The sequence below is a fragment of the Ruegeria sp. YTSA108 genome (genome assembly GCF_059610185.1).
The window spans coordinates 157,980-184,083 of record NZ_JBXWND010000002.1 but is presented as its reverse complement, the minus strand read 5'-3'; the positions used below and the strand labels follow the sequence as shown (position 1 = coordinate 184,083).

Annotated in this window: 22 protein-coding genes; 5 read left to right on the top strand and 17 right to left on the bottom strand. The window is 56.6% G+C overall.

Annotation, left to right across the window (positions count from 1 at the left end):
• The first annotated feature begins 71 nt into the window (after positions 1 to 71).
• Positions 72 to 2,762: an aconitate hydratase AcnA gene (gene acnA / locus AC2FHW_RS03935; protein ID WP_496821457.1), complete on the top strand. Its 2,691-nt coding sequence runs from the start codon at positions 72 to 74 to the stop codon at positions 2,760 to 2,762.
• A gap of 199 nt (positions 2,763 to 2,961) precedes the next feature.
• On the opposite strand, the gene AC2FHW_RS03930 is transcribed toward acnA, so the two are convergent.
• From AC2FHW_RS03930 to yajC, 10 genes are all read right to left on the bottom strand, one after another.
• Positions 2,962 to 3,501, bottom strand: a complete 540-nt coding sequence (locus AC2FHW_RS03930; RefSeq protein ID WP_142633094.1) for a DsbE family thiol:disulfide interchange protein — start codon at positions 3,499 to 3,501, stop codon at positions 2,962 to 2,964.
• Positions 3,494 to 3,652 (bottom strand): heme exporter protein CcmD, encoded by a 159-nt coding sequence (gene ccmD, locus AC2FHW_RS03925; RefSeq protein WP_185956600.1) that lies wholly within the window; start codon positions 3,650 to 3,652, stop codon positions 3,494 to 3,496. Before ccmD ends, AC2FHW_RS03930 begins: the two co-directional genes overlap by 8 nt.
• Positions 3,649 to 4,422, bottom strand: a complete 774-nt coding sequence (locus tag AC2FHW_RS03920) for a heme ABC transporter permease (protein WP_142633092.1) — start codon at positions 4,420 to 4,422, stop codon at positions 3,649 to 3,651. The genes ccmD and AC2FHW_RS03920 overlap by 4 nt, the downstream gene beginning before the upstream one ends.
• A gap of 61 nt (positions 4,423 to 4,483) precedes the next feature.
• Complete coding sequence (gene ccmB, locus AC2FHW_RS03915; RefSeq protein WP_282021834.1) at positions 4,484 to 5,140, bottom strand: heme exporter protein CcmB; 657 nt, start codon at positions 5,138 to 5,140, stop codon at positions 4,484 to 4,486.
• Positions 5,137 to 5,751, bottom strand: coding sequence for a heme ABC exporter ATP-binding protein CcmA (gene ccmA, locus AC2FHW_RS03910; protein ID WP_142633088.1), 615 nt, complete (start codon positions 5,749 to 5,751; stop codon positions 5,137 to 5,139). The genes ccmB and ccmA overlap by 4 nt, the downstream gene beginning before the upstream one ends.
• 113 nt (positions 5,752 to 5,864) lie before the next feature.
• Positions 5,865 to 6,218 carry an Mth938-like domain-containing protein gene (locus AC2FHW_RS03905; protein ID WP_271947701.1) on the bottom strand — a complete coding sequence of 118 codons (354 nt, stop codon included), beginning with the start codon at positions 6,216 to 6,218 and terminating at the stop codon, positions 5,865 to 5,867.
• Positions 6,219 to 6,227: 9 nt separating this feature from the next.
• Positions 6,228 to 6,974 (bottom strand): sulfite exporter TauE/SafE family protein, encoded by a 747-nt coding sequence (locus AC2FHW_RS03900; RefSeq protein ID WP_271947703.1) that lies wholly within the window; start codon positions 6,972 to 6,974, stop codon positions 6,228 to 6,230.
• Positions 6,967 to 7,941 carry a protein translocase subunit SecF gene (secF, locus tag AC2FHW_RS03895; RefSeq protein ID WP_142633084.1) on the bottom strand — a complete coding sequence of 325 codons (975 nt, stop codon included), beginning with the start codon at positions 7,939 to 7,941 and terminating at the stop codon, positions 6,967 to 6,969. Before secF ends, AC2FHW_RS03900 begins: the two co-directional genes overlap by 8 nt.
• A gap of 1 nt (position 7,942) precedes the next feature.
• On the bottom strand, positions 7,943 to 9,604 hold the full coding sequence (secD, locus tag AC2FHW_RS03890) for a protein translocase subunit SecD (protein ID WP_282027340.1): 1,662 nt from the start codon (positions 9,602 to 9,604) through the stop codon (positions 7,943 to 7,945).
• A gap of 33 nt (positions 9,605 to 9,637) precedes the next feature.
• Positions 9,638 to 9,925, bottom strand: coding sequence for a preprotein translocase subunit YajC (yajC, locus tag AC2FHW_RS03885; RefSeq protein WP_142633080.1), 288 nt, complete (start codon positions 9,923 to 9,925; stop codon positions 9,638 to 9,640).
• 226 nt (positions 9,926 to 10,151) lie between these two features.
• On the opposite strand from yajC, the gene AC2FHW_RS03880 reads away from it, so the two are divergent.
• Positions 10,152 to 11,810, top strand: coding sequence for a mechanosensitive ion channel family protein (locus tag AC2FHW_RS03880; protein WP_496821454.1), 1,659 nt, complete (start codon positions 10,152 to 10,154; stop codon positions 11,808 to 11,810).
• Positions 11,811 to 11,882: 72 nt separating this feature from the next.
• Positions 11,883 to 13,175 (top strand): serine--tRNA ligase, encoded by a 1,293-nt coding sequence (serS, locus tag AC2FHW_RS03875; RefSeq protein WP_496679900.1) that lies wholly within the window; start codon positions 11,883 to 11,885, stop codon positions 13,173 to 13,175.
• A 57-nt stretch (positions 13,176 to 13,232) separates the two neighbouring features.
• Here the strand turns inward: serS and AC2FHW_RS03870 are convergent, their stop codons facing one another.
• From AC2FHW_RS03870 to AC2FHW_RS03850, 5 genes are all read right to left on the bottom strand, one after another.
• Positions 13,233 to 13,772, bottom strand: a complete 540-nt coding sequence (locus AC2FHW_RS03870) for a helix-hairpin-helix domain-containing protein (RefSeq protein ID WP_496819994.1) — start codon at positions 13,770 to 13,772, stop codon at positions 13,233 to 13,235.
• 39 nt (positions 13,773 to 13,811) lie between these two features.
• The gene (locus tag AC2FHW_RS03865; RefSeq protein WP_496821452.1) at positions 13,812 to 14,798 is read right to left on the bottom strand and encodes a fatty acid desaturase; all 987 of its coding nucleotides are present in this window, start codon (positions 14,796 to 14,798) and stop codon (positions 13,812 to 13,814) included.
• 165 nt (positions 14,799 to 14,963) lie between these two features.
• Positions 14,964 to 16,427: a ribosome biogenesis GTPase Der gene (gene der, locus AC2FHW_RS03860; RefSeq protein ID WP_142633070.1), complete on the bottom strand. Its 1,464-nt coding sequence runs from the start codon at positions 16,425 to 16,427 to the stop codon at positions 14,964 to 14,966.
• A 48-nt stretch (positions 16,428 to 16,475) separates the two neighbouring features.
• Positions 16,476 to 17,798, bottom strand: a complete 1,323-nt coding sequence (locus tag AC2FHW_RS03855; protein WP_271947724.1) for a PQQ-like beta-propeller repeat protein — start codon at positions 17,796 to 17,798, stop codon at positions 16,476 to 16,478.
• A gap of 38 nt (positions 17,799 to 17,836) precedes the next feature.
• The gene (locus tag AC2FHW_RS03850) at positions 17,837 to 18,508 is read right to left on the bottom strand and encodes a hypothetical protein (RefSeq protein ID WP_142633066.1); all 672 of its coding nucleotides are present in this window, start codon (positions 18,506 to 18,508) and stop codon (positions 17,837 to 17,839) included.
• Between the two features lie 225 nt (positions 18,509 to 18,733).
• Here AC2FHW_RS03850 and AC2FHW_RS03845 point away from each other — a divergent pair, with 225 nt between their 5' ends.
• Both AC2FHW_RS03845 and AC2FHW_RS03840 read left to right on the top strand, forming a co-directional pair.
• A complete protein-coding gene (locus AC2FHW_RS03845; RefSeq protein ID WP_271947728.1) occupies positions 18,734 to 19,966 on the top strand; it encodes an efflux RND transporter periplasmic adaptor subunit in 1,233 nt (410 codons plus the stop codon).
• A complete protein-coding gene (locus AC2FHW_RS03840) occupies positions 19,963 to 23,742 on the top strand; it encodes an efflux RND transporter permease subunit (RefSeq protein ID WP_496821450.1) in 3,780 nt (1,259 codons plus the stop codon). Before AC2FHW_RS03845 ends, AC2FHW_RS03840 begins: the two co-directional genes overlap by 4 nt.
• 32 nt (positions 23,743 to 23,774) lie before the next feature.
• On the opposite strand, the gene AC2FHW_RS03835 is transcribed toward AC2FHW_RS03840, so the two are convergent.
• Together AC2FHW_RS03835 and AC2FHW_RS03830 are read right to left on the bottom strand one after the other, a co-directional pair.
• Positions 23,775 to 24,179, bottom strand: a complete 405-nt coding sequence (locus tag AC2FHW_RS03835; protein ID WP_142633060.1) for a DUF2147 domain-containing protein — start codon at positions 24,177 to 24,179, stop codon at positions 23,775 to 23,777.
• A gap of 51 nt (positions 24,180 to 24,230) precedes the next feature.
• The gene (locus tag AC2FHW_RS03830; protein WP_142633058.1) at positions 24,231 to 26,036 is read right to left on the bottom strand and encodes an ABCB family ABC transporter ATP-binding protein/permease; all 1,806 of its coding nucleotides are present in this window, start codon (positions 26,034 to 26,036) and stop codon (positions 24,231 to 24,233) included.
• Between the last annotated feature and the right edge of the window lie 68 nt (positions 26,037 to 26,104).

Genomic DNA, 26,104 nt, shown 5'->3' with positions numbered 1-26,104 from the left:
CGCGCGCTTGGGTGATGCAGATAGCCCTCAGCGAATCCCATATTCCACGTCATTTGAGAGGGAGGCCACAGATGCCCATCAAAGTCGGACAGGATACCGCCAAGACACGCCGCAGCCTGAGCGTGAATGGCAAGTCCATCTCGTTTTACTCGATCCCCGCCGCGCAAGAGGCCGGCCTGGGTGATTTCTCGAAACTGCCCGCCGCCCTGAAGGTGGTGTTGGAAAACATGTTGCGGTTCGAAGATGACGGATTTTCCGTCTCGGTCGACGACATCAAGGCGTTTGCCGAATGGGGCGCCAAAGGTGGCAAGAACCCCCGCGAGATCGCCTATCGCCCTGCCCGCGTGTTGATGCAGGATTTCACCGGTGTTCCGGCAGTGGTCGATCTGGCCGCCATGCGCGATGGTATCAAGGCTCTGGGCGGCGACGCGCAGAAGATCAACCCGTTGAACCCCGTTGATCTGGTCATCGACCACTCGGTCATGATTGACGAATTCGGCAACCCGCGCGCGTTCCAGATGAACGTTGACCGCGAATACGAACGCAACATGGAACGGTATCAGTTCCTGAAATGGGGTCAGGGTGCCTTCAACAACTTCCGCGTTGTGCCCCCCGGAACCGGGATCTGTCACCAGGTGAACCTGGAATATCTGGCGCAGACCGTTTGGACCGACACGGATCAGGATGGCAACGAGGTTGCCTATCCCGACACGCTGGTCGGCACCGACAGTCACACCACCATGGTCAACGGTATGGCCGTTCTGGGCTGGGGCGTCGGCGGGATCGAGGCCGAAGCCGCTATGCTGGGTCAGCCGATCTCGATGCTGATCCCCGAGGTTGTCGGCTTTGAGCTGACCGGAGATCTGGTTGAAGGCACCACCGGCACCGATCTGGTTCTGAAGGTCGTCGAAATGCTGCGCGCAAAGGGTGTTGTGGGCAAATTCGTCGAATTTTTCGGCGAAGGTCTGGACCGTCTGCCGCTGGCCGACCGGGCAACCATCGCCAACATGGCCCCGGAATATGGCGCGACGTGTGGTTTCTTCCCGATTGACGGTGAAACGCTGCGCTATCTGCGTAACACCGGCCGTGACGAAGATCGCATCGCGCTGGTCGAAGCCTATGCCAAGGAAAACGGCTTCTGGCGCGACGCAGATTACGCGCCGATCTACACCGACACCCTGTCGCTGGACATGCGCACCATCGTTCCCGCGATCTCGGGCCCGAAGCGCCCCCAGGATTATGTTGCTCTGACCGGTGCCAAGGCGGCGTTCACCAGGGAAATGTCCGAGACGTTCAAGCGACCCATGGGCAAGGAAGTCGCCGTCAAAGGCGAAGACTATACCCTAGAATCCGGTAAAGTTGTGATCGCATCGATCACCTCCTGCACCAACACCTCGAACCCATATGTGATGATCGGCGCTGGTCTGGTGGCCCGCAAAGCCGCGGCCTTGGGCCTGAACCGTCAGCCCTGGGTCAAGACCTCGCTGGCACCGGGATCGCAGGTTGTATCTGCCTATCTTGAGGCCGCTGGCCTGCAGGAAGATCTGGATAAGATCGGGTTTAACCTTGTTGGGTATGGCTGCACGACCTGTATCGGCAACTCGGGTCCGATCCAGAAAGAGCTGTCTGAGGCGATTGCCGAAGGCGATCTGGTCGCCACGTCTGTCCTGTCGGGCAACCGCAACTTCGAGGGCCGTATCAGTCCGGATGTTCGCGCCAACTACCTGGCCTCACCGCCACTGGTCGTGGTCTATGCGCTGGCCGGTACGATGGATATCGACCTGACCTCAGAACCGATCGGTCAGGACAAGGACGGCAATGATGTCTTTATGAAAGACATCTGGCCAACCCAGCAAGAAGTGGCGGAATTGGTCGAACAGACGGTCACCCGTGAGGCGTTCCTGTCGAAATATGCAGACGTCTTCAAAGGCGACGAGAAATGGCAAGCGGTCGATACCACCGATGCCGAAACCTATGACTGGCCACCGGCCTCGACCTATATCCAGAACCCGCCCTACTTCCAGGGCATGGGGACCGAGCCGGGCACAATTTCGAACATCGAAGACGCCAAGGTTCTGGCCATTCTGGGCGATATGGTCACCACTGACCATATCTCGCCTGCAGGCTCGTTTGCCACGACAACACCGGCTGGCAAGTATCTGACCGACCGTCAGGTGCAACCGCGCGAGTTCAACTCTTACGGGTCGCGCCGTGGCAACCACGAGGTCATGATGCGCGGCACCTTTGCCAATATCCGCATCAAGAACGAGATGCTGGACAGCGTCGAAGGTGGTTACACCAAAGGCCCCGATGGCGAGCAGACTTCAATCTATGACGCGTCGATGGCCTATCAGGAACAGGGCACGCCGCTGGTTGTATTCGGTGGCGAGCAATACGGCGCCGGATCGTCGCGCGACTGGGCGGCCAAAGGCACAGCTCTGCTGGGTGTCAAAGCGGTGATCGCCGAAAGCTTTGAGCGTATCCACCGCTCGAACCTGGTTGGCATGGGAGTTGTACCGTTCGAATTCACCGGTGGCGACTCGCGCAAAACGCTGGGCTTGAAGGGTGATGAAACCGTCTCGATCCACGGTCTGGATACGATCCAGCCGCTGCAAGAGGTGCCCTGCACCATCGCCTACGGTGACGGTTCTGAGAAAACCATAACCCTTAAGTGCCGCATCGATACCGCGCCCGAAATCGAATACATCGAAAACGGTGGCGTGCTGCATTACGTGCTGCGGAACCTGGCCAAGGCCGACTAAGATCTCTGAGCAAACTAAAAAGGGCGCCCGGTCGGGCGCCCTTTTTACGTTCCATTTGCGCCAGGATGCTGTGCCTGGCTTTTTCACCGACCTCCCACTTGGTTCTGCCCAACCAGAGGGGCTACGGTGACAGCACCAAGATGGATGATTGTGACCAGATCATTCAGAAGACTGGTGTTTCTTCCCTCACCCTGCCGCGTTAATCGGCCTTAGCCTTTTCCAAAGCGGGCCGAATAGTTCCTTCGATGACGCGCTGGGTAATCGGCCCAGCAAAGCGCAGGATAATGGTTCCGTCGCCGTCGACCACATAGGTTTCCGGTACGCCGTAAACGCCCCAGTCCAGCGCCATGCGTCCCTGTTCATCCCGGCCGATACCCGTATAGGGATCACCAAGTTCGTTCAGGAATGCCTCGGCATTTTCCAGCTTGTCCTTATAATTGATACCGTAGACAGGAATGCCTTCATCCGACAGGGCCTGCAGGTTCGGGTGCTCTACCCGGCAGGGCGCGCACCAACTGGCCCAGTAATTCACAAGCTTGATCTGTCCATCGCGCAGCGTTGCGTCGTCAAATTGTGGCTTGCCTGCAAAATCTGTTAATACAACCGGTGGCGCGGTTTGGCCCTCACGGGCCGAGGGCAAAGCGTTTGGATCATCACGGAACATGCCAATACCGGCAAGTACAGCAAAGGCACCAAATATCAACGGAGGCGCAATCATCAGGGGCGAGATCTTAGCCATTGCGCTTTATCCTCTGTTCAACTTTTTCCAATTCAGCCTGGCTCTTGCGGCCCCGCATCACGCTGACCAGAACCAGCGCCAGCAAAAGCCCGATGGAAACCACATAGGACCAGAGCACCGTATCGGCATATTTTCCAAGATCAGGGATCATCCGTTTGCCCTTTCCCGCGCCAGCAGAGTCTTGGTCCGACGCGTGCGAATTTCAGTACCCGTGCGGTAAAGTACCAAGGCGATGAACAACAACACGAACCCGACAATGCACAGCAGCAGAGGATAGAAATAGATATTGCTGACCTTCTCTTCGGTATCCGCTCCAGTCACGGCACCAGCCCGCAGGACAGAAGCGCCCTGATGCAGCCCCTGATTCCAGAAATTCACCGCATAACGGCTGAGGATAGCAAAGACCGACCCCACCAGACACAGGATCGAGGTCAGATCGGCAGCCGTATCAGGGTCTTCGATCGCCTCCCACAAGGCGACATAGCCCAAATAGAAGAGGAACAGGATCAGGAATGAGGTCAGACGTGGATCCCAGGCCCACCAGGTGCCCCACATGGGCTGCCCCCAAATCGCCCCGGTTGCCAACGCAATCAATGTCATCACGATGCCCACAGGTGCGGCCGCGCGCGCAGCCAGCGCACTGACATGATGACGGCGAACCAGCCAAACCAGAGAGGTCGCCAGCATCATAAGCCAGCAGTTAATCGCCATCAGTGCGGCGGGCACATGCAGGTAAATGATCTTGACGGTCGATCCCTGCTTGTAATCATCGGGTGTGAAGAAAAATCCCCACACCAGACCAATGACGATGCAAACCAAAGCCGCGCCCCAGAAGAACGGCATCACCCGTTCACTGGTGGCAAGAAACTTGCGCGGATTGGCATATTCCCAGAGGGTATTGGCTTTGGCTGCGATAGACATGGGCCTTATCTAGTCCGAGTCGGGTTCATTCTCAATTGACATCCGTCAAAGTTACACTGTGTCACCGTAGGTTAATGCGCAACACGGCGGCGCTGGCAAAAGGTAACAGGGCAATCGTCGCCGCAGTGATCCCAGCCAGCATCAACAAGGGTGTCTGCGTTTCCATTCCTGTTGCGCCGCGGCGCGCGACCTCGGCCCCGAAGATCAACGTCGGTACATAAAGAGGCAGCACAAGAAGCGACAGCAGCAATCCGCCGCGTTTCAAGCCGACCGTAAGAGCGGCGCCAAAGGTTCCGATGACGCTCATCGCGGGCGTGCCAATCAAAAGTGAGACGACAAGCCAGAAAAAGCCGGGCAAAGGCAGATTAAGCAGAACGCCCAGGAAAGGCGCGGCCAGAACCAGTGGCAAGCCCGTGGTCAGCCAATGCGCCAAAGACTTGATCGTTACGACCGCTTCTAACGGCAGGGGCGCCGTCGCCAATAGGTCGAGCGAGCCGTCCTCCCAATCCAGCGCAAGCAGCCGGTCAAGTGACAGAAGGCAGGCCAAAAGTGCCCCCAGCCATAGCACGCCAGGTGCAATCGTGGACAACAACGCGGATTGCGGGCCAACTGAAAAAGGCACCAGCACGGTGACGATAAGAAAAAACGCCAGGCCAAGGCCAAACCCTCCGCCCGCACGGAAGGCCAGTTTCAAATCACGTAAAAGCAGGGCGATCACAGGAAACCTCCGTCGAGATCATCGACAGGTTTCGGTTTAGCCTTGTAGGGCCCCACATCCAGGACCTCTCCGTCCAGACCAAGGTCGATATGGGTGGCAATCAAGGCAGACCCACCCTGCCCCAGATGCGCGCGCACCGCGTCAGCAAACATCTGCACTGCATTCTTATCCAGCGACACAGTGGGCTCATCCAACATCCAGATGGGTCGTTCGGTGACCAACATCCGCGCCAACCCCAATCGACGTTTCTGGCCTGCCGACAGATTGCCGGCATGGCGATCCGACAGCTCAGTCAAAGCAAACGCGTCCAAGGCCGGTTGAATGCTGTGACTGCCGAAGACCTGCGCCCAGAACGACAGGTTTTCCACCACGGTCAGAGTCGGCTTGAGTCCGTCGGAATGTGAGGCATAGGCGATCCGGTCCTCAGCCCCGTCGATCTGCCCCTCAAGCGGAGGCTGCAGGCCTGCCAGCGTTCGCAGCAGCGTTGTTTTACCGATCCCGTTCGGCCCGCGTAGGATAAGCGCCTTTCCGGGCTCCAGCGAAAAGCTGAGATTTTCCAGCACAGGAACGCCCCCTCGGGCGATCGACAGGTCGGTCACGGTCAATGTCATGAATCCCGCTTATCCTATTGCCGTCAGAGGCAAAAGGCGGGATTTGCCGCAGCATACCGACAGCAACGTATTTGGGTGGCATCTAAGCGCAAGGACAGAGGAAAAGAATCCGATCAGACCGGTAGCAGCGCCAGCGCAATACGGCGCCCTTCGGATAACAGGATATTGTATGTGCGGCACGCGGACGGAGAGTTCATGATCTCAACCCCGATCCCCGAATCTTCCAAGGCGGCGCGCAGATCAGAAGGAATATGGGCCAGCTCAGCGCCGGTTCCAATAAACAGCACATCGACCTGACCCGCCAATTTCAACAGACCATCACTGTCGTCGTACCCGCCCCATTTCGCTGATCCTGCCGGGCCGGTCAGTACCGACCCGTCATAGACCTGACCACCGATGCGGAAAAACCCAGGACCATATCCGTCAACAGGGGCCGCATTGTCATAAGAGATTTCATTCATACGCATAGGAGGCATCTAGCCCCAAAGCGGTAAGCCTGACAAGGCTGCAAGCGCTATCGCCAGATACGCAGCGGCACGATACAGCTTTTCCCGCTCGGGCCGGAACATCCAACCACCCAGCCAATTACCAGCCAGGTTGGGGACCGCCAGAACCAGACCCAATATCACAGCAGGCAGCGTGATACGGTCCATGCCAGTCAGGTACCCGAGCAGCAGAAAATCAAAGGCGAACAGGTATAACAGGATCGTCGCACGGATCACGGCCACGGGCAGAGGTCGAGACATATAGAACAAGATAACGGCCGGTCCAGGCAGGCCCGCGACACCGCCCAAAAACCCACCAGCGCCTCCTATTCCCAAAACCATTTTGCGACTGACATGACCGTGATAGCGCAGACCGAACACCAGAATAGCCAGCATAAGAAACGCCAACAGGCTAACTGTATAGCGAAATACATGTGGATCGACCGTGGTCAGCAACCACAGCCCCAATGGCAGAGCGAGTGCGCACCCTCCCACCAGACGGACCAGATCACCCCTGTCGACCTCGCGCCAGGCCCGGCGAAGGTTGGGCAGCGGGCCCAGTATATCCATGATTGTCAGGCAGGTCAGCGCCTTGAAAGGATCAAGGAATGGGGTTGCGATTGGCAGGAATATCAGGGCGGTCCCAAATCCGGAAAAGCCGCGCACTACACCGCCAAGAAAGGCAGCAAAAACTATGATGGCCAGCCCTGTGGGGGACTGGCCAAAATACTCAGGCATCGATGTTGGCAAACTGGTTGCCAGAAGTGTTTGATGGCTTGGACCAGTCGCGCTTGACGCCCAGCCACAACAGGATGGTTGAGGCCACAAAGACGGACGAATAGGTACCTACGATCACACCCCAAATCATAGCAAAGACAAACCCGCGGATCACATCCCCGCCCAGAACATAGAGCGAAATCAACGCCAGCAAGGTGGTGACAGAGGTCATGACTGTTCGGCTGAGCGTTTCGTTGATCGAAATGTTCAGAACCTCCTTTAGGTCCTTTTTCTTGTATTTCCGCAAGTTCTCGCGCACCCGGTCGAACACGACCACCGTATCATTCAACGAATAGCCCACGATGGTCAGCAGCGCAGCGATGATCGCCAGATCAAAGCGGATCTGCAGTTCGGAAAAGATGCCGATAGTCAGGATGACGTCATGCACCAGCGCAGCGACAGCCCCCAGCGCAAACTGCCATTCAAACCGCAGCCAGATGTAGACAAGCACCGCCCCAATGGCGAGCACCACCGCGATTACGGCGGTCTGGATAAGCTCTCCCGAGACTTTGGGTCCTACAGATTCGACGCTTTCGAAGGGCAGTTTCAAGCCGGGGTCCGCTGCGGCAAGAGCTTCGCCAATTTGTTCAATCGTGGCCGCATTGACAGCCTCAGCATCATCCTGCGCCTGAATGCGGATCATCGCGACATGTTGATCTGGCCCGAAGCTCGGATCGAAAATCTCGGTGATCGTCACGTCGCCAAGTCCAAGCGGCGCAATAGCGTCACGATATGTGCCGACATCGATTTCCTGCGCGCTTTGGGTCCGAATGGTGGTCCCTCCACGGAAATCAATGCCGAAATTCAGGCCCTGCAGCATAAAAGACGTAAACGCGACAATCATCATCAAGGCCGAGATACCCAGCCAGATCTTCCAGCGACTGAAGAAATCGAACGAGGTATTCTGGGGTACGAGTTTCAGTCTCATGTCAAACCTCGATCGTTTTCGGACGGCGGCGTTCGAACCAAATCACGATCATCAGGCGCGTCACGAAGATCGCGGTGAAGACCGAGGTCAGAATACCCAGACCCAAAGTGATTGCGAACCCGCGCACTGGCCCGCTGCCCATGGCAAACAGGATTACAGCGGTAATGAAGGTGGTCACGTTGGCGTCCAGAATGGCCGACAGCGCTTTTTCATAACCCAGCTCAATCGCGCGGGCAGGACCTTTGGCAGATTTCAGTTCCTCTCGGATACGCTCGAAGATCAGTACGTTGGCATCCACCGCCATACCTACCGTCAGAACGATCCCCGCGATCCCAGGCAGGGTCAACGTCGCCCCAATCAGGGAAAGCAGACCAAACAACAGGCCAACGTTGATGATCAGCGCAATATTGGCGAAGAAACCAAACAGGCCATAGCTGAGCGCCATGAATGTCAGCACCGCGACAAAGGCCACGATGGTAGCCACCTTACCCGCGTCGATACTGTCCTGGCCCAGCTCGGGGCCGATGGTTCTTTCTTCCAGAAACTCCAGCCCGGCGGGCAGTGCCCCTGCGCGCAACAGGACAGCCAGATTTGTACTTTCCTCGACGGTGAAATTACCGGTGATGATACCAGACCCGCCGGGGATATGACTTTGGATCACCGGGGCCGAGATCACCTCGTCATCCAGGACGATGGCGAAGGGTGCCCCGATGTTTTCCAGCGTGTAATCACCAAATTTACGCGCGCCAGAGGTGTTAAAGCGGAAACTCACCGCCGGGCGGCCATTCTGGTCAAACGCGGGCTGCGCATCGACCAGTTCCTCGCCCGTTACAACCGGCGCGGCATCCAACGTGTAATAGACGCCATTTTCGTCAATCGACGGCACCACCTCTTCGCCAACGCCCGCTATCGCATCGGGGTCGGTTCCGCGCCCAACGACGGGGTTAAAGGTCAGTTGCGCGGTCGTGCCGATGATCTCTTTCAACTCTCCTGCGCTGCCGATACCTGGCACCTGGATCAGAATACGGTCGGTGCCTTGCCTTTGGATGGTCGGCTCGCGGGTGCCCACCTCGTCAATCCGGCGGCGAATGATTTCCAGCGATTGACGCACGGTGCGGTCGTCTGAGGCCAGCTTCTCGGCCTCAGAAAGTTGTACAATGATCGTATCACCTTCGGCGCGGGCCTCGATATCCGTGGCCCCTACACCGCTGAGGGTCTGCACCTGACGGGCCAGACCGCGGACAACCTCCAGCGCGCGGGACATGCCCTCGGGCTGACTGATGCGAAGGCGAATCTCATCAGGCGCCGCTTCCTGGCGACGGATGGTGCCCACAGTGGCACGTTCATCCCGCAGCGCATCCCGGATTTCCGGCCACATCGCATCCATGCGGGATTCGTAGACGTCACCCACCCGAACTTCGGCCAAAAGATGCGCGCCACCACGCAAATCCAGCCCTAGATTGACCAGCGACGACGGCAGCCAGTTCGGCCATTGCGCCGCCTCTGCCTGCATTTCAGGGGTGTCGACGCCAAGCTCGATCGCCGCCTTGGCGTCATTGGATTGTTCAACGCGCGTATAAAACGCATTCGGCAGGGCCATCAGCAAGCCAGTCACGCAGACCAGCCAGATCAGAACCCGCTTCCAGGTATCAATTTGCAGCATTACCCTGCCTTTTCAAGGGATTGTATCGCGAAGTTACTTCGCCGGCTCAGTCTTGTTCAGAACCTGCGAAATGGTCGATTTAACCACGCGGACTTTGACTCCCTCGGCGATTTCGACTTCGATCTCGTTGTCGCCTTCTTTGACCTTGGCCACTTTACCAATCAGCCCACCCTGGGTAACGACCTGATCGCCCCGGCGCACGGCCTCGACCATGGCTTGATGTTCCTTCATTTTCTTCTGCTGTGGACGGATCAGCAGGAAATACATGATCGCAAAAATCAGGATCAGCGGGAGAAACTGGGCGATTGCGCCACCTTCCATGGGATATTCCTTTTGGTTTGGTACTGCGAAAATGCTCCGCAAATTTGGCGAGAACCTATTCTTTGAAATGCCTGTTTGCAAGGACAGGAGGCGCTTGGAATTTATTCTTTAAAAAACATGGATAACTTTGCCGGTCTTTCTGCATTTCCAAGGATTAAGGGCGCCGGGTCAGTTACCCTCTATGAAGATGCTCCCGCTCGGATATAGTTGTAATGAGGGAGGTCCGATGACGCATTTTATTCAATCCTTTGGCATGTTTGTCCGGCTGATCGTGACGGCCTTGCTACTGGCCCTGCCAATCGCGGCATCAGCTCAGGATATCGTGGAAGACATCCGCGAGGATGATGAACAGTCCGAGACCTTCAAAGCACCGGTTATTGTCGACGGTGAGATGCTGTTTTTCTTGCGTGGGTCCAGCGCGCTACCGGCGTCGGAACGTGTCGAGCGGGTGCAGGAGGTCATCGTCGAAGTTGCCGAAGCCTCAACAAGCACAGAGGTCTCGATTACTTTTGAAGACACAGAGCTGGGGACCAGCATTCGGGCCGACGGCGTACAGGTCACCATCGTCACAGAGGCTGACGCCGCGCTGGATCAAATAAAGCTGGATGTTCTCAGCTATTTGCATGGCCAGGCCATCGAAGAGGCGATCATCGCCTACCGAGCCAACCGAACCGATCAGGCCCGCGTATCCGGCGCCATAGAAGCGGCGGGCTGGACCCTTGGTTTCGTTGTGTTCGTCGTGGTTATCTTGTGGTTGCATCGCAGTATCCGACGGCGGACCTTGAAGTTTGTTAAGCGCCACCTGAAAGATGTTGAGACCGCTACAGCCAAAAGCGTACAGGCCGAAGCGATTGCGGCACTGGTCCGTTACGGCCTGAACTTCATACTGCTGATCATCTTCTTTCTGGGCTTTTACTACTACCTGTCCTTTGTCCTACTTTCCTTTGCTGAAACCCGATATTTCGCGCAACTGCTGCTAACCTATCTGACAGAACCCGTTCTTCTGATCTTTAAGGGAATCATCAGCTATTTCCCGAACCTGATCATGCTGGGCCTGATCACATGGGTTACAATGTATATTATCAAGGGTATGCGTGTGTTCTTTGACGCGGTTGAGGCCGGAACTTTTGACCTTGGCGATTTCGAAAAGCACTGGGTGAACCCAACGTTCAATATCGCCCGCGTGGTTGTTATCCTGATCGCTCTGGTGTTTGCAGTGCCCTACATTCCGGGGTCGGACTCGGCCGCGTTTCAGGGGCTGACTATTCTGGTGGGTGCGATGCTATCGCTTGGCGCGAATTCGGTGGTCTCCAACATGCTGGCTGGGCTGTTTGTGATCTACCGCCGCTCAACCTCGATCGGCGATCGCATCCAGATTGGCGACCACATCGGCGACGTTGTACGGATCAAGCTGATGGAGACCCACCTGAAGTCTATCAAGAACGAGTTGATCTCGATCCCAAATGCGCAGTTGATGAATTCGGATGTGATCAATTTTTCAAAGAAAACAGATGGTAGCGGGCTGTTGCTGCATACGACTGTTGGTATCGGCTATGAGGAGCCCACGGAGAAGGTCGAAGCGATGCTGATCGAAGCCGCGCGCCGAACAAAGGCAATCAAGGCAAAGCCAGAACCATTCGTTTTGTGGACCGCTCTGGCCGACTATGCGATCAATTATCAGATCAACGGCTATACTACGCGGGGCAGCATCATCCCGAAAATTCGGTCAGACCTGCATCGCAATATTGTGGCTGTGTTCAATGAGAACAATGTGCAGATTATGACCCCGTCTTACATCGCCGATCCACCCGAGCCGAAAATCCCCACTGAAGGCTGGGATGGCCATCTGGCACATGAAGCACACGAGGGAACGGATAAGTCGTAACCGGTGCTACACCCTGCCTTTCATATGGTGCATAAGCAGGTTCAGTGATTCACGCATTTAAGGACCTGAACCATGCACGACATCCGCGCCATACGCGAAAACCCAGCCGCTTTCGACGCCGCCCTTGCGCGCCGTGGGGACGCGCCGGTGTCGTCGGACCTGTTGCGCCTGGACGAAAGCCGCCGTGCCAAGATTCTGGCCGCCGAAACCGCTCAGGCCGAGCAGAACAAAGCCTCTAAAGAGGTGGGCGCGGCCAAGGGGCGTGGCGATGAGGTCGAGTTCGAGCGCTTGCGCGCGCTGGTCGCCGAGAAAAAGGCCGAGATTGCCCAGATGCAGACCGAGGCCAAGGATCTGGACGCCCTTCTGACCGATCAACTGATCCGCATCGCCAACCTGCCCGCCGAAGATGTGCCCGAAGGCGCGGATGAAAACGACAATGTCGAAGTCAACCGCTGGGGCACTCCGCCCACGCTGGATTTTGCGCCCAAAGAGCATTTTGAGATCGAAGCCGTCCAGACCGGTATGGATTTTGAGACTGCCGCGAAACTGTCCGGCTCGCGTTTTGTGCTGCTGTCCGGTGGCGTAGCCCGCATTCACCGCGCATTGGCGCAGTTCATGCTGGACACACATATCAACGAAAACGAACTAACCGAGGTCAACGGCCCGGTTCTGGTTCTGTCCGAAATGATGCAGGGCACCGGGCAACTGCCGAAGTTTGGCGAGGACAGCTATCAGACCCGTGAAGGCTGGTGGCTGATCCCGACCTCCGAAGTGTCGCTGACCAATATCGTCAATGAAACGCTGATCGACGAAAGCTATCTGCCTCGCCGCTATACCGCGCATTCCCTGTGCTTCCGGTCCGAGGCTGGCAGCGCTGGCAGAGACACCCGTGGGATGCTGCGCCAGCACCAGTTCGAAAAGGTCGAGATGGTCTCAATCACCCATCCGGACAAATCGGATAAGGAACAAAAGCGCATGTTACGCTGCGCCGAAGGTATTCTAGAAAAATTGGGCATACCCTATCGCACCGTGATCCTGTGTACGGGCGACATGGGCTTTGGCGCGCGCCGTACCTATGACATCGAGGCATGGTTGCCCGGACAGGATACCTATCGCGAGATCAGCTCGGTCTCGACTTGTGGTGATTTTCAGGCCCGCCGCATGAACGCGCGGTTCCGCCCCGAAGCGGGTGGCAAACCGGAATACGTCCATACACTGAACGGCTCCGGCCTGGCTGTCGGTCGTTGCTTGATCGCCGTGCTGGAAAATGGTCAGAACGCCGATGGTACTGTGACCTTGCCCAAGGTTCTGGCCCCCTATCTTGGCGGTAAACTGACCTTGCAGCGGGACGGCACGCTGGCATAAGAAAACCGGCGCTAACCAACTGCGCCGGTCCTGAGAAAATCAAAAGGTGGAGGAGGTCTACTTCTTCGCCTTTTTCTTATCTTTTTTCTTACTCTTCTTCTTGCCGACTTTCTCTTTGGCGTCCTGTTTTTTTTGATCTTTTTTCTTGTCGTCCTTTTTGGACTTTTTATCCTTTTTGGCTTTGGCTTTCACCTTGTCCTTTGCCTTTGAGAATGCGGCCTCCATTTCCAGCAGCTTTTTGGCAGCTTTCTCAGCCTTGGCTTTTGCCTTGGCCTTTTTTCGCGCTTTGGCTTCAGCAGCGGCTTTCTCTTCAGCAGCCTTCTGGGCGGTTTCCTCAGCCCGCTTCCGGGAGGCAGCAGTAACGCCCTTCCGAGCAGCTGGGCGCTTGGTTGCTGCGCGCGCAGTCGTGGTTTTGGCTAAAACGGCTGCTTTCGCCGCCGCAATAAGAACCGGTGCCCGTGCCACACCAATGCGGGGAACTTTGACGAGCTCTGCGGGTTTCGCGCTCGCAAGGTCTTCTGCGGTCTTGAAGCCATTGGCAATCAACGCTTGCCCAAGCGCCTCGCCTACACCCTTTACATCGGTCACTGCGGTCATCAGAGTTCCTTTCCTTCTCACATCGGGCCGGAATACCGGCTAGCTGCTACGGGCCAGCCCCCGGGATTGATCCTTAGGAGGGAAAGGTACAAGCCGTTTGTTGTCCTCATCCCAAAGTTTCAGATTCAAAGCCGCTACCGCCTCGGGGAATTTGATCCGGCGCGGCGTATACTCGGACGGGAGGTTATAGTGGCATTCCCGCAGCCGGTAAGAGGGGATGCGCGCGTTGAAGTGGTGTATATCGTGCAATGTGATGCAGGCCACCGCATTGTCAAACCACCAGCCGAAATCCAGCGCCGACGACCCCTGCAGCGCAGCCAATTTCGGATCCAGATCTGGGCGACGGTCCCAGTATGTGTCTTCGAAATTATGCTGAAGATAGACTAGGAAAACTCCCAGCATCCCGCCAAGGAAGGAAAAGGCCACCCAAACCAAAATACCGGTCGCACCGGCGATCAGATACAGCAGGCCCAGGAATATCAGGATCGACAGGTTGTGCAGCAGCACGCCTTTGACGCCGAACCGCACCGTATTCTTGGGCCAGCGGTAGCGAATGAAATAAGTAAACAGTGCTCCGACCGGTACCAGCACAAACGGGTTGCGGTATAGGCGATAATACAGCCGCGACCACCAGTTCGCCGCATTCCATTCCCGCACGGTCATGGTATGAATTTCGCCGGTCTCACGATGTTCCAGATTGCCGATGCCGGAATGATGCAGGTTGTGGTTTTGCTTCATCACTTCGAATGGAGCGAAAGTGAACGGGGAAAGCCCATGCCCTGCCCATTCATTCTGTGCACGCGTTACAAATAGCGAATGATGCCCGCAATCGTGCTGCAGCACGTAAAGGCGAACAGCGGAAAACGCGAAAACCACCCCGGCAGGCATCATGACGTACCAGCGGTCCACATAGATGATGGCTAACGCCAACGATGAGAAATAAACCGCGAAAGTCCCAAAGTAGCTGATCGCGGCCAATCCATTGTCCTGAACCGCGTATTGACGTGTGTATTCTCTCAAATCCATTCCGTCGGCTCCCCACAATGGCCCGTTGCAATGTGATTCTAAAAATGAGTGCGGTCTTCCCGCAAACAAGCAACACGCTTGGAAACGAAAGCGCGCCAACGAATGCTAGCGCGCCATCAAAGGGCTGTCACGCCCCGAGATGAAAAATGCAACAGATTGGCGCAGTTACGCGCGTCCCTTCAAATGTTTGGCCAAGGCACCTGCGTTTTTCTTACGCCGTCCCTTATAAGGGTTCTTGTCTCCCTGTCCGCGCAAGGTCAGTCGGATGGGGGTCCCGGGCATATCGAAACTCTCACGCAGGCCGTTGACCAGATAACGGTTATAGCTTTCAGGCATCTTGTCGGGGTGCGAACACATAACCACGAATCCAGGGGGGCGGGTTTTGGCCTGTGTCATATACCGCAGCTTGATCCGGCGACCCTGCGGCGCTGGCGGCGGGTGCTGTTCCAGCATTGCGATCAACCAACGGTTCAAAGCAGCAGTCGGCACACGCCGGTTCCAGATATCATGGGCGCGTAGGATAGCAGCACGCAGGCGCTCAAGCCCCCGCCCTGTTTTGGCGGAAACCGTGACCAGTGGAGCGCCGCGCAACTGCGGCAGAAGACGTTCGAACGATTCTTTCAGATCGCGCAGTTTTTCCTGCTTGTCCTCTTCGATATCCCATTTGTTAATGGCGACAACGACGGCTCGGCCCTCGCGTTCGGCCAGATCCGCGATGCGCAGATCCTGCTGTTCAAACGGAATCGCCGCATCCAGCAACACCACCACAACCTCGGCAAATTTTACTGCACGCAAACCATCCGATACAGAAAGCTTCTCAAGTTTTTCCTGTACCTTGGCTTTTTTGCGCATCCCCGCCGTATCGAAGATCCGCATCGGCGTGCTTTCACCCTCGGGGTCGGCCCAGTCGATCCGCAGGCTGATTGCATCGCGTGTGATCCCGGCCTCGGGTCCGGTCAACAAGCGATCTTCGCCAACGATCTTGTTGATCAGGGTGGATTTTCCGGCATTCGGGCGACCAACAACGGCAACTTGCAACGGCTTGGCGTCGGTGATCAACGGGGTTACGGCTTCGCCGTCTTCATCAAGCTCGATATCAGTTACGGGCGCTTCTTCGATCGCTTTTTCCGCAGCAGCATCCGCCAGAGGCATCAGATGTGCGTAAAGATCGGTCATCCCTTCGCCATGTTCACCCGACAGGCGGACCGGCTCGCCCAGACCCAGATTATAAGCTTCGAGCACACCGGCATCAGCCGCCGAACCTTCGGCTTTGTTGGCCGCAAGGATCACGTGTTTCGATCGTTTGCGCAGAATCTCGGCAAACATCTCATCTGTGGGCGTCAACCCCACACGCGCGTCGATCATGAACAGGCACACATCAGCCATGTCCACGGCGCGCTCGGTCAGGCGTCGCATCCGGCCTTCAAGGCTGTCGTCTGTCGCATCCTCAAGACCCGCCGTATCAATAACGGTAAAGCGCAGATCGCCCAGACGCGCTTCGCCTTCGCGCAAATCGCGCGTAACACCTGGCTGGTCGTCGACCAATGCCAGTCGTTTGCCGACGAGGCGGTTGAACAAAGTGGATTTGCCCACATTGGGGCGCCCCACGATAGCGAGGGTCAGGGACATGTTACTCAACTTTCAAGACTCAGACGCGCCCTTTAGCGCATCTTGTCGTCAACGGAAAGCGTGCAGTTCACCTTTGGTCGAAACGACGTACAAGGTTTGCCCGGCAACAACTGGCGCCGTAGTGGCACCGCCGGGAACCTCGACGCGGTGAACCAGCGTGCCGTCGAGCGGGTTATAGAACCTTAGATAACCATCGTTCGATGCAACAACGATACGCCCACCAGCCATGATCGGCCCGTAATGCGCATAGATTGCGCCACGCCGACCGGGCTTGTCCTTGACGAATCCAGGCAAGTCCTGCGCCCACACAATCGAGCCATCCGAGGCATCCAGACGCACCAACTGACTGCGATCACTAATCAGGAAGATGCTGTTTCCAGCCGGCCAAACCGTATCAACGGCGCCTTCATCCGCGGTCCATCTCCGCTCACCCGAAGTGGAATCGAATGCCACGGTGCGGCCTGAATGGTTGCCGATATAGATGGTATCGCCGACCACCATCGGACCGCCTGTTACGTCAACGATCTGCGCTGCGGCGCGCCCGCGACGCCCACCAGCAACCGACGCGTTCCAGCGGCGAATACCACCTCTGCGGAAGGTTGCAGCTATATCGCCCGAGCCAAATGCAAACACCGAGAAATCCGAGGCAATCACCGGCGCAGGCGCGCCCAACACATTGCCAACGCTTGGGGTGCCCTGAACCTGCCAGAGGATGCGCCCATCTTTTGTATCAATCGTCCATCCGATTTCATCTCCGGCGACAAGATACAGCAGGCCATCATTGATCAGAGGTGAGCCGCTGCCCGTAGCATTCAGGCGCTTTTGCCAACGAATGGCACCGGATTTGCCATCCAGAGCGGTCAGGCGACCAAAACCAGAAGACACATAAAGAACGCCATTGGCATAGGCCAATCCACCGCCAGTTGCATCCGAATCCCCGTCGGTGCCAGGGATTAGATCTGTACTCCAGGCAACCTGCCCCTGCGGTGAGACCGCTGAAACGGTCGCTCCGGAATCCAGCGTGTAGACCAAACCACCTGCAACGACCGGCTCGGCCGTGATGCGCTGCTTGCGCGAATCTCCATCACCGATCGACGTTGACCACAGTTTCTGTGGAGTATTACGCAAAGAGGCATTTGTCGTCCGATACGCAGCGGTTCCCGGGCTTTGCGACCAGTTGGCATTGGCCGTCTGGGCGGGAAGGCTGATTGGCTTGGCCCCCTGGGTCTCAACCGTTTCATTGTCGGATGTGGGTCGGATGTCCTCACGAGCTCCGGGCAGGATGACCTCGGGCTCCTGACAAGCCGCCAGCAATGTCAGGGAAACAACCGCGACCGGCAACCCAATACGGGGGAAGAGACTAATCACCATGATACTCCGAACTTGCCTGTCATTTATTTTCTACCGGTTCAGCTTTGCCGTGCGACCAGCGGTTCCGGTTCACCACCCAGCGCAACAATCAACTGTGTTGCACGTTGCTGCAGATCTACGCCGATTTCAGCGTCCTGCCGCATTGCCTGCAAACGGGAAATGGCGGCATCGACTTGACCTTCGGACACTTCGATCAGTGCCAGTTGCTCCTCTGCCAGCAACCGCAATGGGGCTCCAGGCACGGCCAGCGCTTCGAATTGCTGACGCCGGTCTGCTACCGGCATTGTCTCGCTTTGCAGCAGCAAAGCCTTGAAGGTCGCGATGGCCCGGTAAATTTCAGGCAGATCACCCTGAACCGCAATGGCGTTCAGACTCTCAACAGCGCCCTGCCCGGACTCGATTTCGGTCTGCGAGGCAGAAAGCAGCATCTTGACAATCGCATCTCCACCGGGTGTTGGTGCAGGTACCAAGGCAAGATCATCGGCACGATCGGCGGACTCATTCTGTGCCATAGCGGCCAGAATCGCATCTCCCAGATCCTGTGCCTGACTGGTTGCGCGCGCCTTGCGCAGTTCGTTGAACGCGGCACCACCAACGATCAGAACAACCGCCACTACGCCAACCCAACCCCAACGGCGCAAAAGCAAGAACAGGCGGTCGCGGCGCACCTCTTCGGTCACCTCATCAATGAAACTGTCGACGTCGCTCATCCCTGCTCCCCGGGCTTGTATTCTGTGATATTGGGCAATGTCATACCCCGCTGCCATTGCCAAGCCAAGGGTCCGATTTCATACAATTCCCCCACCTGCGGATACCCTTGCAGAAAAAAGTGAACCGAACTATTCAGTTTAGTGTAGAAAAGATGAGGCCCCGCCCCCATTTCTAAGCATGCGCGCCGAGGGACAGTCGGCAAAGAATTCTGGGAGAGACCCTGTATGCGTTTGATTTCATTCGTAAACGCCTTTTTGGTGATTGTTGCCTTGTTCTATTTGGTATTCGAAAGGGATGCATTATTAGCATTCGCCGGCCGCGATGATTCAAACCCGGGCACTACGTCCGAGGCAGAATCTTCTGAAATTCCCGCAGAGGATCGGCACGTAATCCGTGTAGTTGCACAGCGCTCTGTCGCCCGCGAAGTAGACAGTGCAGTGACTCTGCGTGGACAAACCAGAGCAAACCGCGAGGTCGAAGTTCTGGCCGAAACGACGTCAACTGTCGTATCAGAACCCAAGCGCAAGGGCAGTTTTGTCGAAGCCGGTGATTTGTTATGTGAGCTGGATCCAGGCACCCGTCCGGCAAGCCTGGCCGAAGCAGCAGCCGCCAAGCTTGAAGCCAAAAGCCGGGTGCCCGAAGCCGAAGCGCGTCTGCTGGAGGCACATGCGCGCGTAGCCGAAGCCGAAATCAACTTGAAAGCCGCACGAAAGCTATCAGAGACCGGTTTTGGGTCGGAAACCCGCAGGATTTCCAGCGAGGCAGAAATGAGTACAGCCCAGGCTGGTATCAAAAGCGCCGAAGCCGGGCTGGAAGCAACACGCGCCGGTATCGAAGCGGCATCAGCCGAAGTCGAGGCAGCCGAACGTGAAATCGAACGCCAGACGATCGAAGCCCCATTCAAGGGTCTGTTAGAAAGTGACACAGCTGAGCTTGGAAGCCTTATGCAACCAGGGTCGCTGTGTGCGACTGTGATCCAGTTGGACCCAATCAAGTTGGTCGGGTTTGTTCCCGAGGCAGATGTGAACCGGATCATCGTAGGGTCCGAGGCTTCGGCCCAGCTGATCTCGGGGCTTCAGGTCTCTGGGCGGGTCACCTTCCTTAGCCGGTCGGCCGATGAGACCACCCGGACCTTTGAGGTCGAGATTACCGTTCCTAACCCCGACCTGACAATTCGGGACGGTCAGACTGCGGACATCCGAATCTCGGCTGAAGGGACCAAGGCACATCTGCTGCCTCAGTCCGCACTGACGCTGAATAACGATGGCAAAGTTGGTGTACGGACCGTTGGAAATGGGAACATTGTGGATTTCCTGCCGGTCACTTTGTTGCGCGACACCTCCGAAGGTGTCTGGGTTGACGGGTTGCCGGAAACGGCGGACATCATCATTGTCGGGCAAGAATTCGTGACTCGCGGCGTGATGGTTGAGCCAACTTATCGGGATGCAGTGCAATGACCGGAATAGTAAGCTGGGCCGCTGGCCGAGCCCGAATGGTTCTGGCATTTATCGCGATTTCCTTGATCGTAGGTGGATACGCCTATGTTGGCCTGCCGAAAGAAGGTGAGCCGGATATCGAAATCCCTGCGCTTTTCGTCTCGGTTCAGTTCCCCGGCATTTCCGCTGAAGACTCTGAAAACCTGCTGGTCAAGCCGATGGAAACCGAGCTGGCTGATCTGGACGGTCTCAAAGAAATGACGTCGACGGCTGCCGAAGGCTATGCCGGTGTCGCGCTGGAATTCGATTTTGGATGGGACAAGACGGCGATCATGGCCGATGTCCGCGACGCCATGAACAGCGCCCAGGCCGATTTTCCTGAAGGGGCTGAGCAATATACCCTGACCGAGATCAACTTTTCTGAATTCCCGATTGTGATTGTCAATCTGACCGGGGCTGTTCCTGAAAGAACAATGGCCCGTGTCGCCAAAGATTTGCAGGATGATCTGGAAGCATTGGATTCCGTGCTTGAGGCAGGGATAGCCGGCAATCGAGACGAATTGCTAGAAGTGATCATCGACCCGCTCCGGCTGGAAGCGTATAACGTTACCGCCGCCGAGCTGATCAATGTTGTTCAGAACAACAACCAGCTGATCGCCGCTGGTGAGGTAGAAACCGATCAAGGCACCTTCTCGGTCAAGATCCCTTCGTCTTTCAAGACCGCCCAGGACGTGTATGACCTACCCGTCAAGGTCAATGGCGACCGCGTCGTGACCATGGGCGAGCTGGCGCAAATCAACTATACTTTCGAAGATCGCGAAGGCACCGCCCGCTTCAACGGCGAGGCCACCGTGGCACTGCAGGTCGTCAAACGCAAAGGCTATAACCTGATCGACACGGTCGACGAGGTCAAAGCCTCTATCGCAGCGGCCCAATCCAAATGGCCAGCCGAGATGCAGGCGGCGATCAAACTGGGCACCTCGAACGACCAGAGCCGGATCGTAGGGTCGATGGTCAGCCAGCTTGAGGGTTCGGTTCTAACCGCTATTGCGCTGGTTATGATTGTCATTCTGGCCTCGCTTGGGACCCGTGCCGCCCTGCTGGTGGGTTTTGCGATTCCAACCTCATTCCTGCTGTGCTTTGCATTCCTTGCGGTGATGGGGGTCAGCATTTCGAACATCGTCATGTTCGGTTTGATTCTTGCGGTCGGAATGCTGGTCGACGGGGCCATCGTGGTGGTTGAATATGCCGACAAGCGGATCAACGAGGGCGTGGGTCCCATGCATGCCTATGTCGAAGCTGCACAACGGATGTTCTGGCCGATCGTATCCTCGACAGCTACGACATTATGCGCCTTCTTGCCTATGCTCTTTTGGCCCGGTGTTCCGGGCGAATTCATGGGGATGCTGCCAGTTACGCTGATATTCGTTTTGTCGGCGTCGTTAATCGTTGCACTGATCTACCTGCCCGTGATGGGCGGCGTTTCCGGCCGCCTGAGCCGCGTGTTTGACCGGTCGTCGAACTGGCTGAGGGCGCGAACAGCCTGGTGGGTTCGGGCAGCGATGGTTCCCCCGTCGTTATACCTGATCTTCCTGGGGGCGATGCAGACACTGAACCCGGACTACCTGGTCGATTCAGGTAGTTCGGTTCTTGGAATGATCCTGTTCATGCTAGGTGCGTTTGCCGGGTCGGTCACCCTGAGCGCGGCAAAAATCGAACGCGCCCCGGTTGAGCATGTGCAGACCAGCCGCGAACACACACGCTTTGGGCATGTGGTGAAATTCCTTGTGGGCAACCCGATCATGCCGATTGTATCAATTGTGGTGATTGGCCTTGCTGTAGCTTCAGTCATGACCGTATTTGGGAAAAACAACCGCGGTGTTGAATTCTTCGTTGAAAGCGAACCAGAGCAGGCCACGGCCTATGTCCGTGCGCGCGGCAATATCTCTTTGGCCGAAAAGGACCAGATGGTACTCGCCGCAGAAGAGATTATCAGTGCGCACCCGGCTGTTATCAACGTCTTTGCATTCGCTGGTGAAGGTGGTTTGGACACCGGTGGACCTGGTGGCCAATCCCCGGCGGATACCGTTGGTCAGGTTCAGTTCGAAATCATCCCTTGGGAAGACAGACCGAACGTCTCGGAACCGATTTTCGGAGGATTGTTGGACCGGCACACAGTAGCGCCAGACTATGACGGCGACTATGTTCTGGAAGAGTTGAACAGGGAGCTTGCGCAGCTACCGGGGATCATCGTTGAGACCTTGCCGCTTGAGCAAGGGCCAGGCTCTTCCAAACCTGTCCATCTGCGGATCAAGGCCGATGGCTGGCAAGAGCTGACATCAGCCACCTTGGCCGCGCGTGAGACATTCGACGCCACCCCGGGCCTTATCAAGATCGAAGATACTCTGCCCCTGCCCGGCATCGACTGGCAGATTGACGTTGATGTCGCCAAGGCAGGCCGATTTGGCGCAGACGTAGCCACTGTCGGTGCGATGGTACAGCTTGTTACGCGTGGCCTTTTGCTGGGCGAAATGCGCCCGGACAACGTGGATGATGAAATCGAAATCCGTGTTCGCCTGCCTGATCAGGATCGTGTCTTGTCAACGCTTGACACGCTCAAGGTCCGCACGGTCGATGGTTTGGTGCCACTGTCCAACTTTGTCTCGCGCAAACCAGTCGCCAAACTGGCCGAAATCAACCGTGTCGATCAGGAACGTTATTTTGACGTGAAGGCGGATGTTGAGCCCGGCCTGAGCAATGTTGTGGTCACAGGACCGGATGGCGCCGATCAAAGATTGGCAGTGGTGCGTGAACTCGCAGAGGATGAAATCCCAACAGCTACCGCATTGGCATTTCCCGATGGGACTCAGTTCGAACTGATCATGCTGACCGAGGCAGAAAGCACCGATGATTTGCGCACGCTGATCGAATCCGGTGACGCGCGCACCAGTCTGATTAACCCGAACGAACGGATTGTTGTGTTGACTGAATGGCTGGAAACCGATCCTTTTGGCAGTTCCGTCAGCTGGACATGGACAGGTGATCAGGAGGATCAGGCCGAATCCGGGGCGTTTCTTGTGAATGCCTTTATGGGCGCGTTGGGGCTGATGTTCGTTATTCTGCTCGCGCAGTTCAACTCGTTCTACAATTCGATCCTAGTTCTGCTGGCCGTGGTACTGTCCACAACAGGTGTTCTGATCGGTATGATGGTGATGCAACAGCCCTTCTCGATCATCATGACAGGAACGGGTATTGTGGCTCTGGCAGGGATCGTGGTGAACAACAACATTGTTCTGATCGACACCTATCAGGAATATAGCCAGTACATGCCAAGGATCGAGGCGATCATACGCACCGCCGAGGCACGCATTCGTCCGGTTCTGTTGACCACACTCACCACGATGGCTGGCCTTACCCCGATGATGTTCGGGCTGTCGCTGGACTTTATCAACGGCGGGTATTCGATCAACAGCCCCACAGCGCTGTGGTGGAAACAGCTGGCAACCGCAGTTGTCTTTGGCCTTGGTATCGCGACGGTACTGACGCTGATCGTGACGCCTTCGCTTTTGGCTATGCGGGTCTGGGTGACAACCTATGCCATCTGGTTGGGTAAGATTTTGGCTCGTGCTACAGCGGGAAAATCCAGCCAGGTGGCGCTGGATATGGCCATCGGTAAAGCCGCGATGAATGCTCAGGCAACCGAAATGGTCTGGGATGATGAGCTGCGTACCGACGATCCGAGCGCTGACAGTTCTGGGAAAGAACCGACCGGTTCACCGCTGAAAGCAGCCGAATAAAGAGCAACAGGGTTGGGCAATCCAGCCCTGTTTTACTCGCGCGTCCAGGTTTGATGCGCACAAATGTGATGTTCACACCCTTTGACCATCAGAGTGTCACCCTTCAGCGTCATTTGCGGAACTGCATCAACATCCACTAACGGTACCCAGAATTCACCCCCGCCATATTTGCCACCGCCTTGGCTGCCGACATCCCAGAACAGTTTCTTTCCGATATTCGGCGTCTGTACTGCTTTTCCGCTGGCGTCATATGCAGATAAAATCTGACCACAGAACTTGTCACCGCAGGCTGTAATTTTGATGTCAGAGACGAGGTTCTTTCGGTCCGGCTCGGTCTTCCAAATTCCGATGATGGGGTCTCCAAGCGCATAGACCGGTGTAAGTGTGGCAATTGCCGCTATGGCTGGCACAATGAACTTGCGGAAATATTTATGCATAACAATACCTCAGATGCGTGATCTGTAGTGTAACATAGTTTGGGCCGCCTATCAGGCCGCCTGCATATCCGATTGCTGGCGATTCCAAAGCTGGGCATAACGCCCCTCACGTTTCAGCAATTCATCATGCGTGCCTTGCTCCAGGATTTTGCCACGCTCTAGCACTACAATACTGTCTGCCTCGGCGATTGTGCTCAGGCGATGGGCAATCGTCAGAACCGTACGCCCCTCGCCCGCATGGGCCAAAGCATCCTTGATGTCTTGTTCGGTATCTGTGTCCAGCGCCGATGTTGCCTCGTCCAGCAAAAGGATCGGCGGGTTTTTCAGCAGCGTTCTGGCAATACCGACCCGCTGCTTTTCCCCACCCGACAGCTTTAGCCCGCGCTCACCGACTGTGGTGTCATAGCCTTCGGGCAACGTGACTATGAAATCGTGGATCTGGGCAGCCCGGGCGGCGGCTTCGACATCTTCCTGCGTGGCCCCGTCGCGTCCATAGGCAATGTTATAGCGAATGGTATCGTTAAACAGCACGGTATCCTGCGGCACCACTCCGATTGCCGCGTGCAGGCTGGTCTGCGTGACGTCGCGCACATCCTGCCCATCAATTTTCAGCGCACCCCCGGTGACATCGTAGAACCGGAACAGCAACCGACCGATGGTGGATTTACCCGACCCCGTCGCACCCACAATCGCTACGGTTTGGCCCGCAGGAATGGTTAGGGAAACACCTTTGAGAATTTCCCGCTCAGCATCATATCCGAATTGTACATCATGCAAGGTAACCTCACCCCCTGTTACATCCAGATCCGGTGCATCGGTCTTGTCGACCACTTCGGCGGGTTGTTCCAACAGGTCAAACATCTGGCCCATATCGACCAGAGATTGGCGGATTTCCCGATACACCGTACCCAAAAAATTCAGCGGTACGGTAATCTGGATCATATAGGCGTTGACCATAACGAAATCGCCCACGGTCAGCGTCCCGGCCTGCACCCCAATGGCTGCCAAGACCATTACACCGATCAATCCGCAGGTGATCAGAAAGGACTGCCCGAAATTTAGAAACGCCAGAGAATACGCCGTCTTGAGAGCCGCCCCCGCATAGGCTTTCATTGACACATCATACCGTTCAGCTTCACGCGTTTCGGCATTGAAATACTTGACGGTTTCAAAATTCAGCAGGCTGTCGATGGCGCGCTGGTTCGCCTCGGTATCCTGATCATTCATCTCGCGGCGCAGTTTCACGCGCCACTCGGTCACCGCAAATGTGAACCAGATATACAGCGCGATCGTTGCCGCGACGACCACCAGATACCAGACATCAAACAGCCACATCAGAATGATCGCAACAAGCAGCAGTTCAAGGATCAAAGGCCCGATGGAAAACAGCAGGAAACGCAAGAGGAACTCGACCCCTTTTACGCCGCGCTCGATAATACGGCTCAGACCGCCCGTGCGCCGCGTCACGTGATAGCGCATCGACAACTGGTGGATATGCTGGAAAGTTTCCAATGCCAGTGCGCGCAATGCCCGCTGCCCGACAGGAGCAAAGGCCGCATCCCGCAACTGCTGCAAACCAACAGTCATCATGCGCGCGACACCATATGCCACCGTCAACCCAACAGCACCCAGCGCTACGGGGGGAACGCCCTCGCCCGCCAGGCTATCAACCGCGCCTTTGTACAAAATCGGGGTGTAGACCGCGATCAACTTGGCCAGAACCAACATGCCCATAGCAATCAGAACGCGGCGCTTAACCCAGGGCTCATCCTCGGGCCAGAGATAAGGCGCAACTTTCCGGATTGTACGCCAGCCAGAGCTGCGCGCGTCCAATTTTGGGATATTGTCGGAATTCATCGGGGCTACTCGTCTCTTCACGTACCGGAACTGCGGTCAGAGAGTGCCCCTGACCCCGGAAGGTCAGA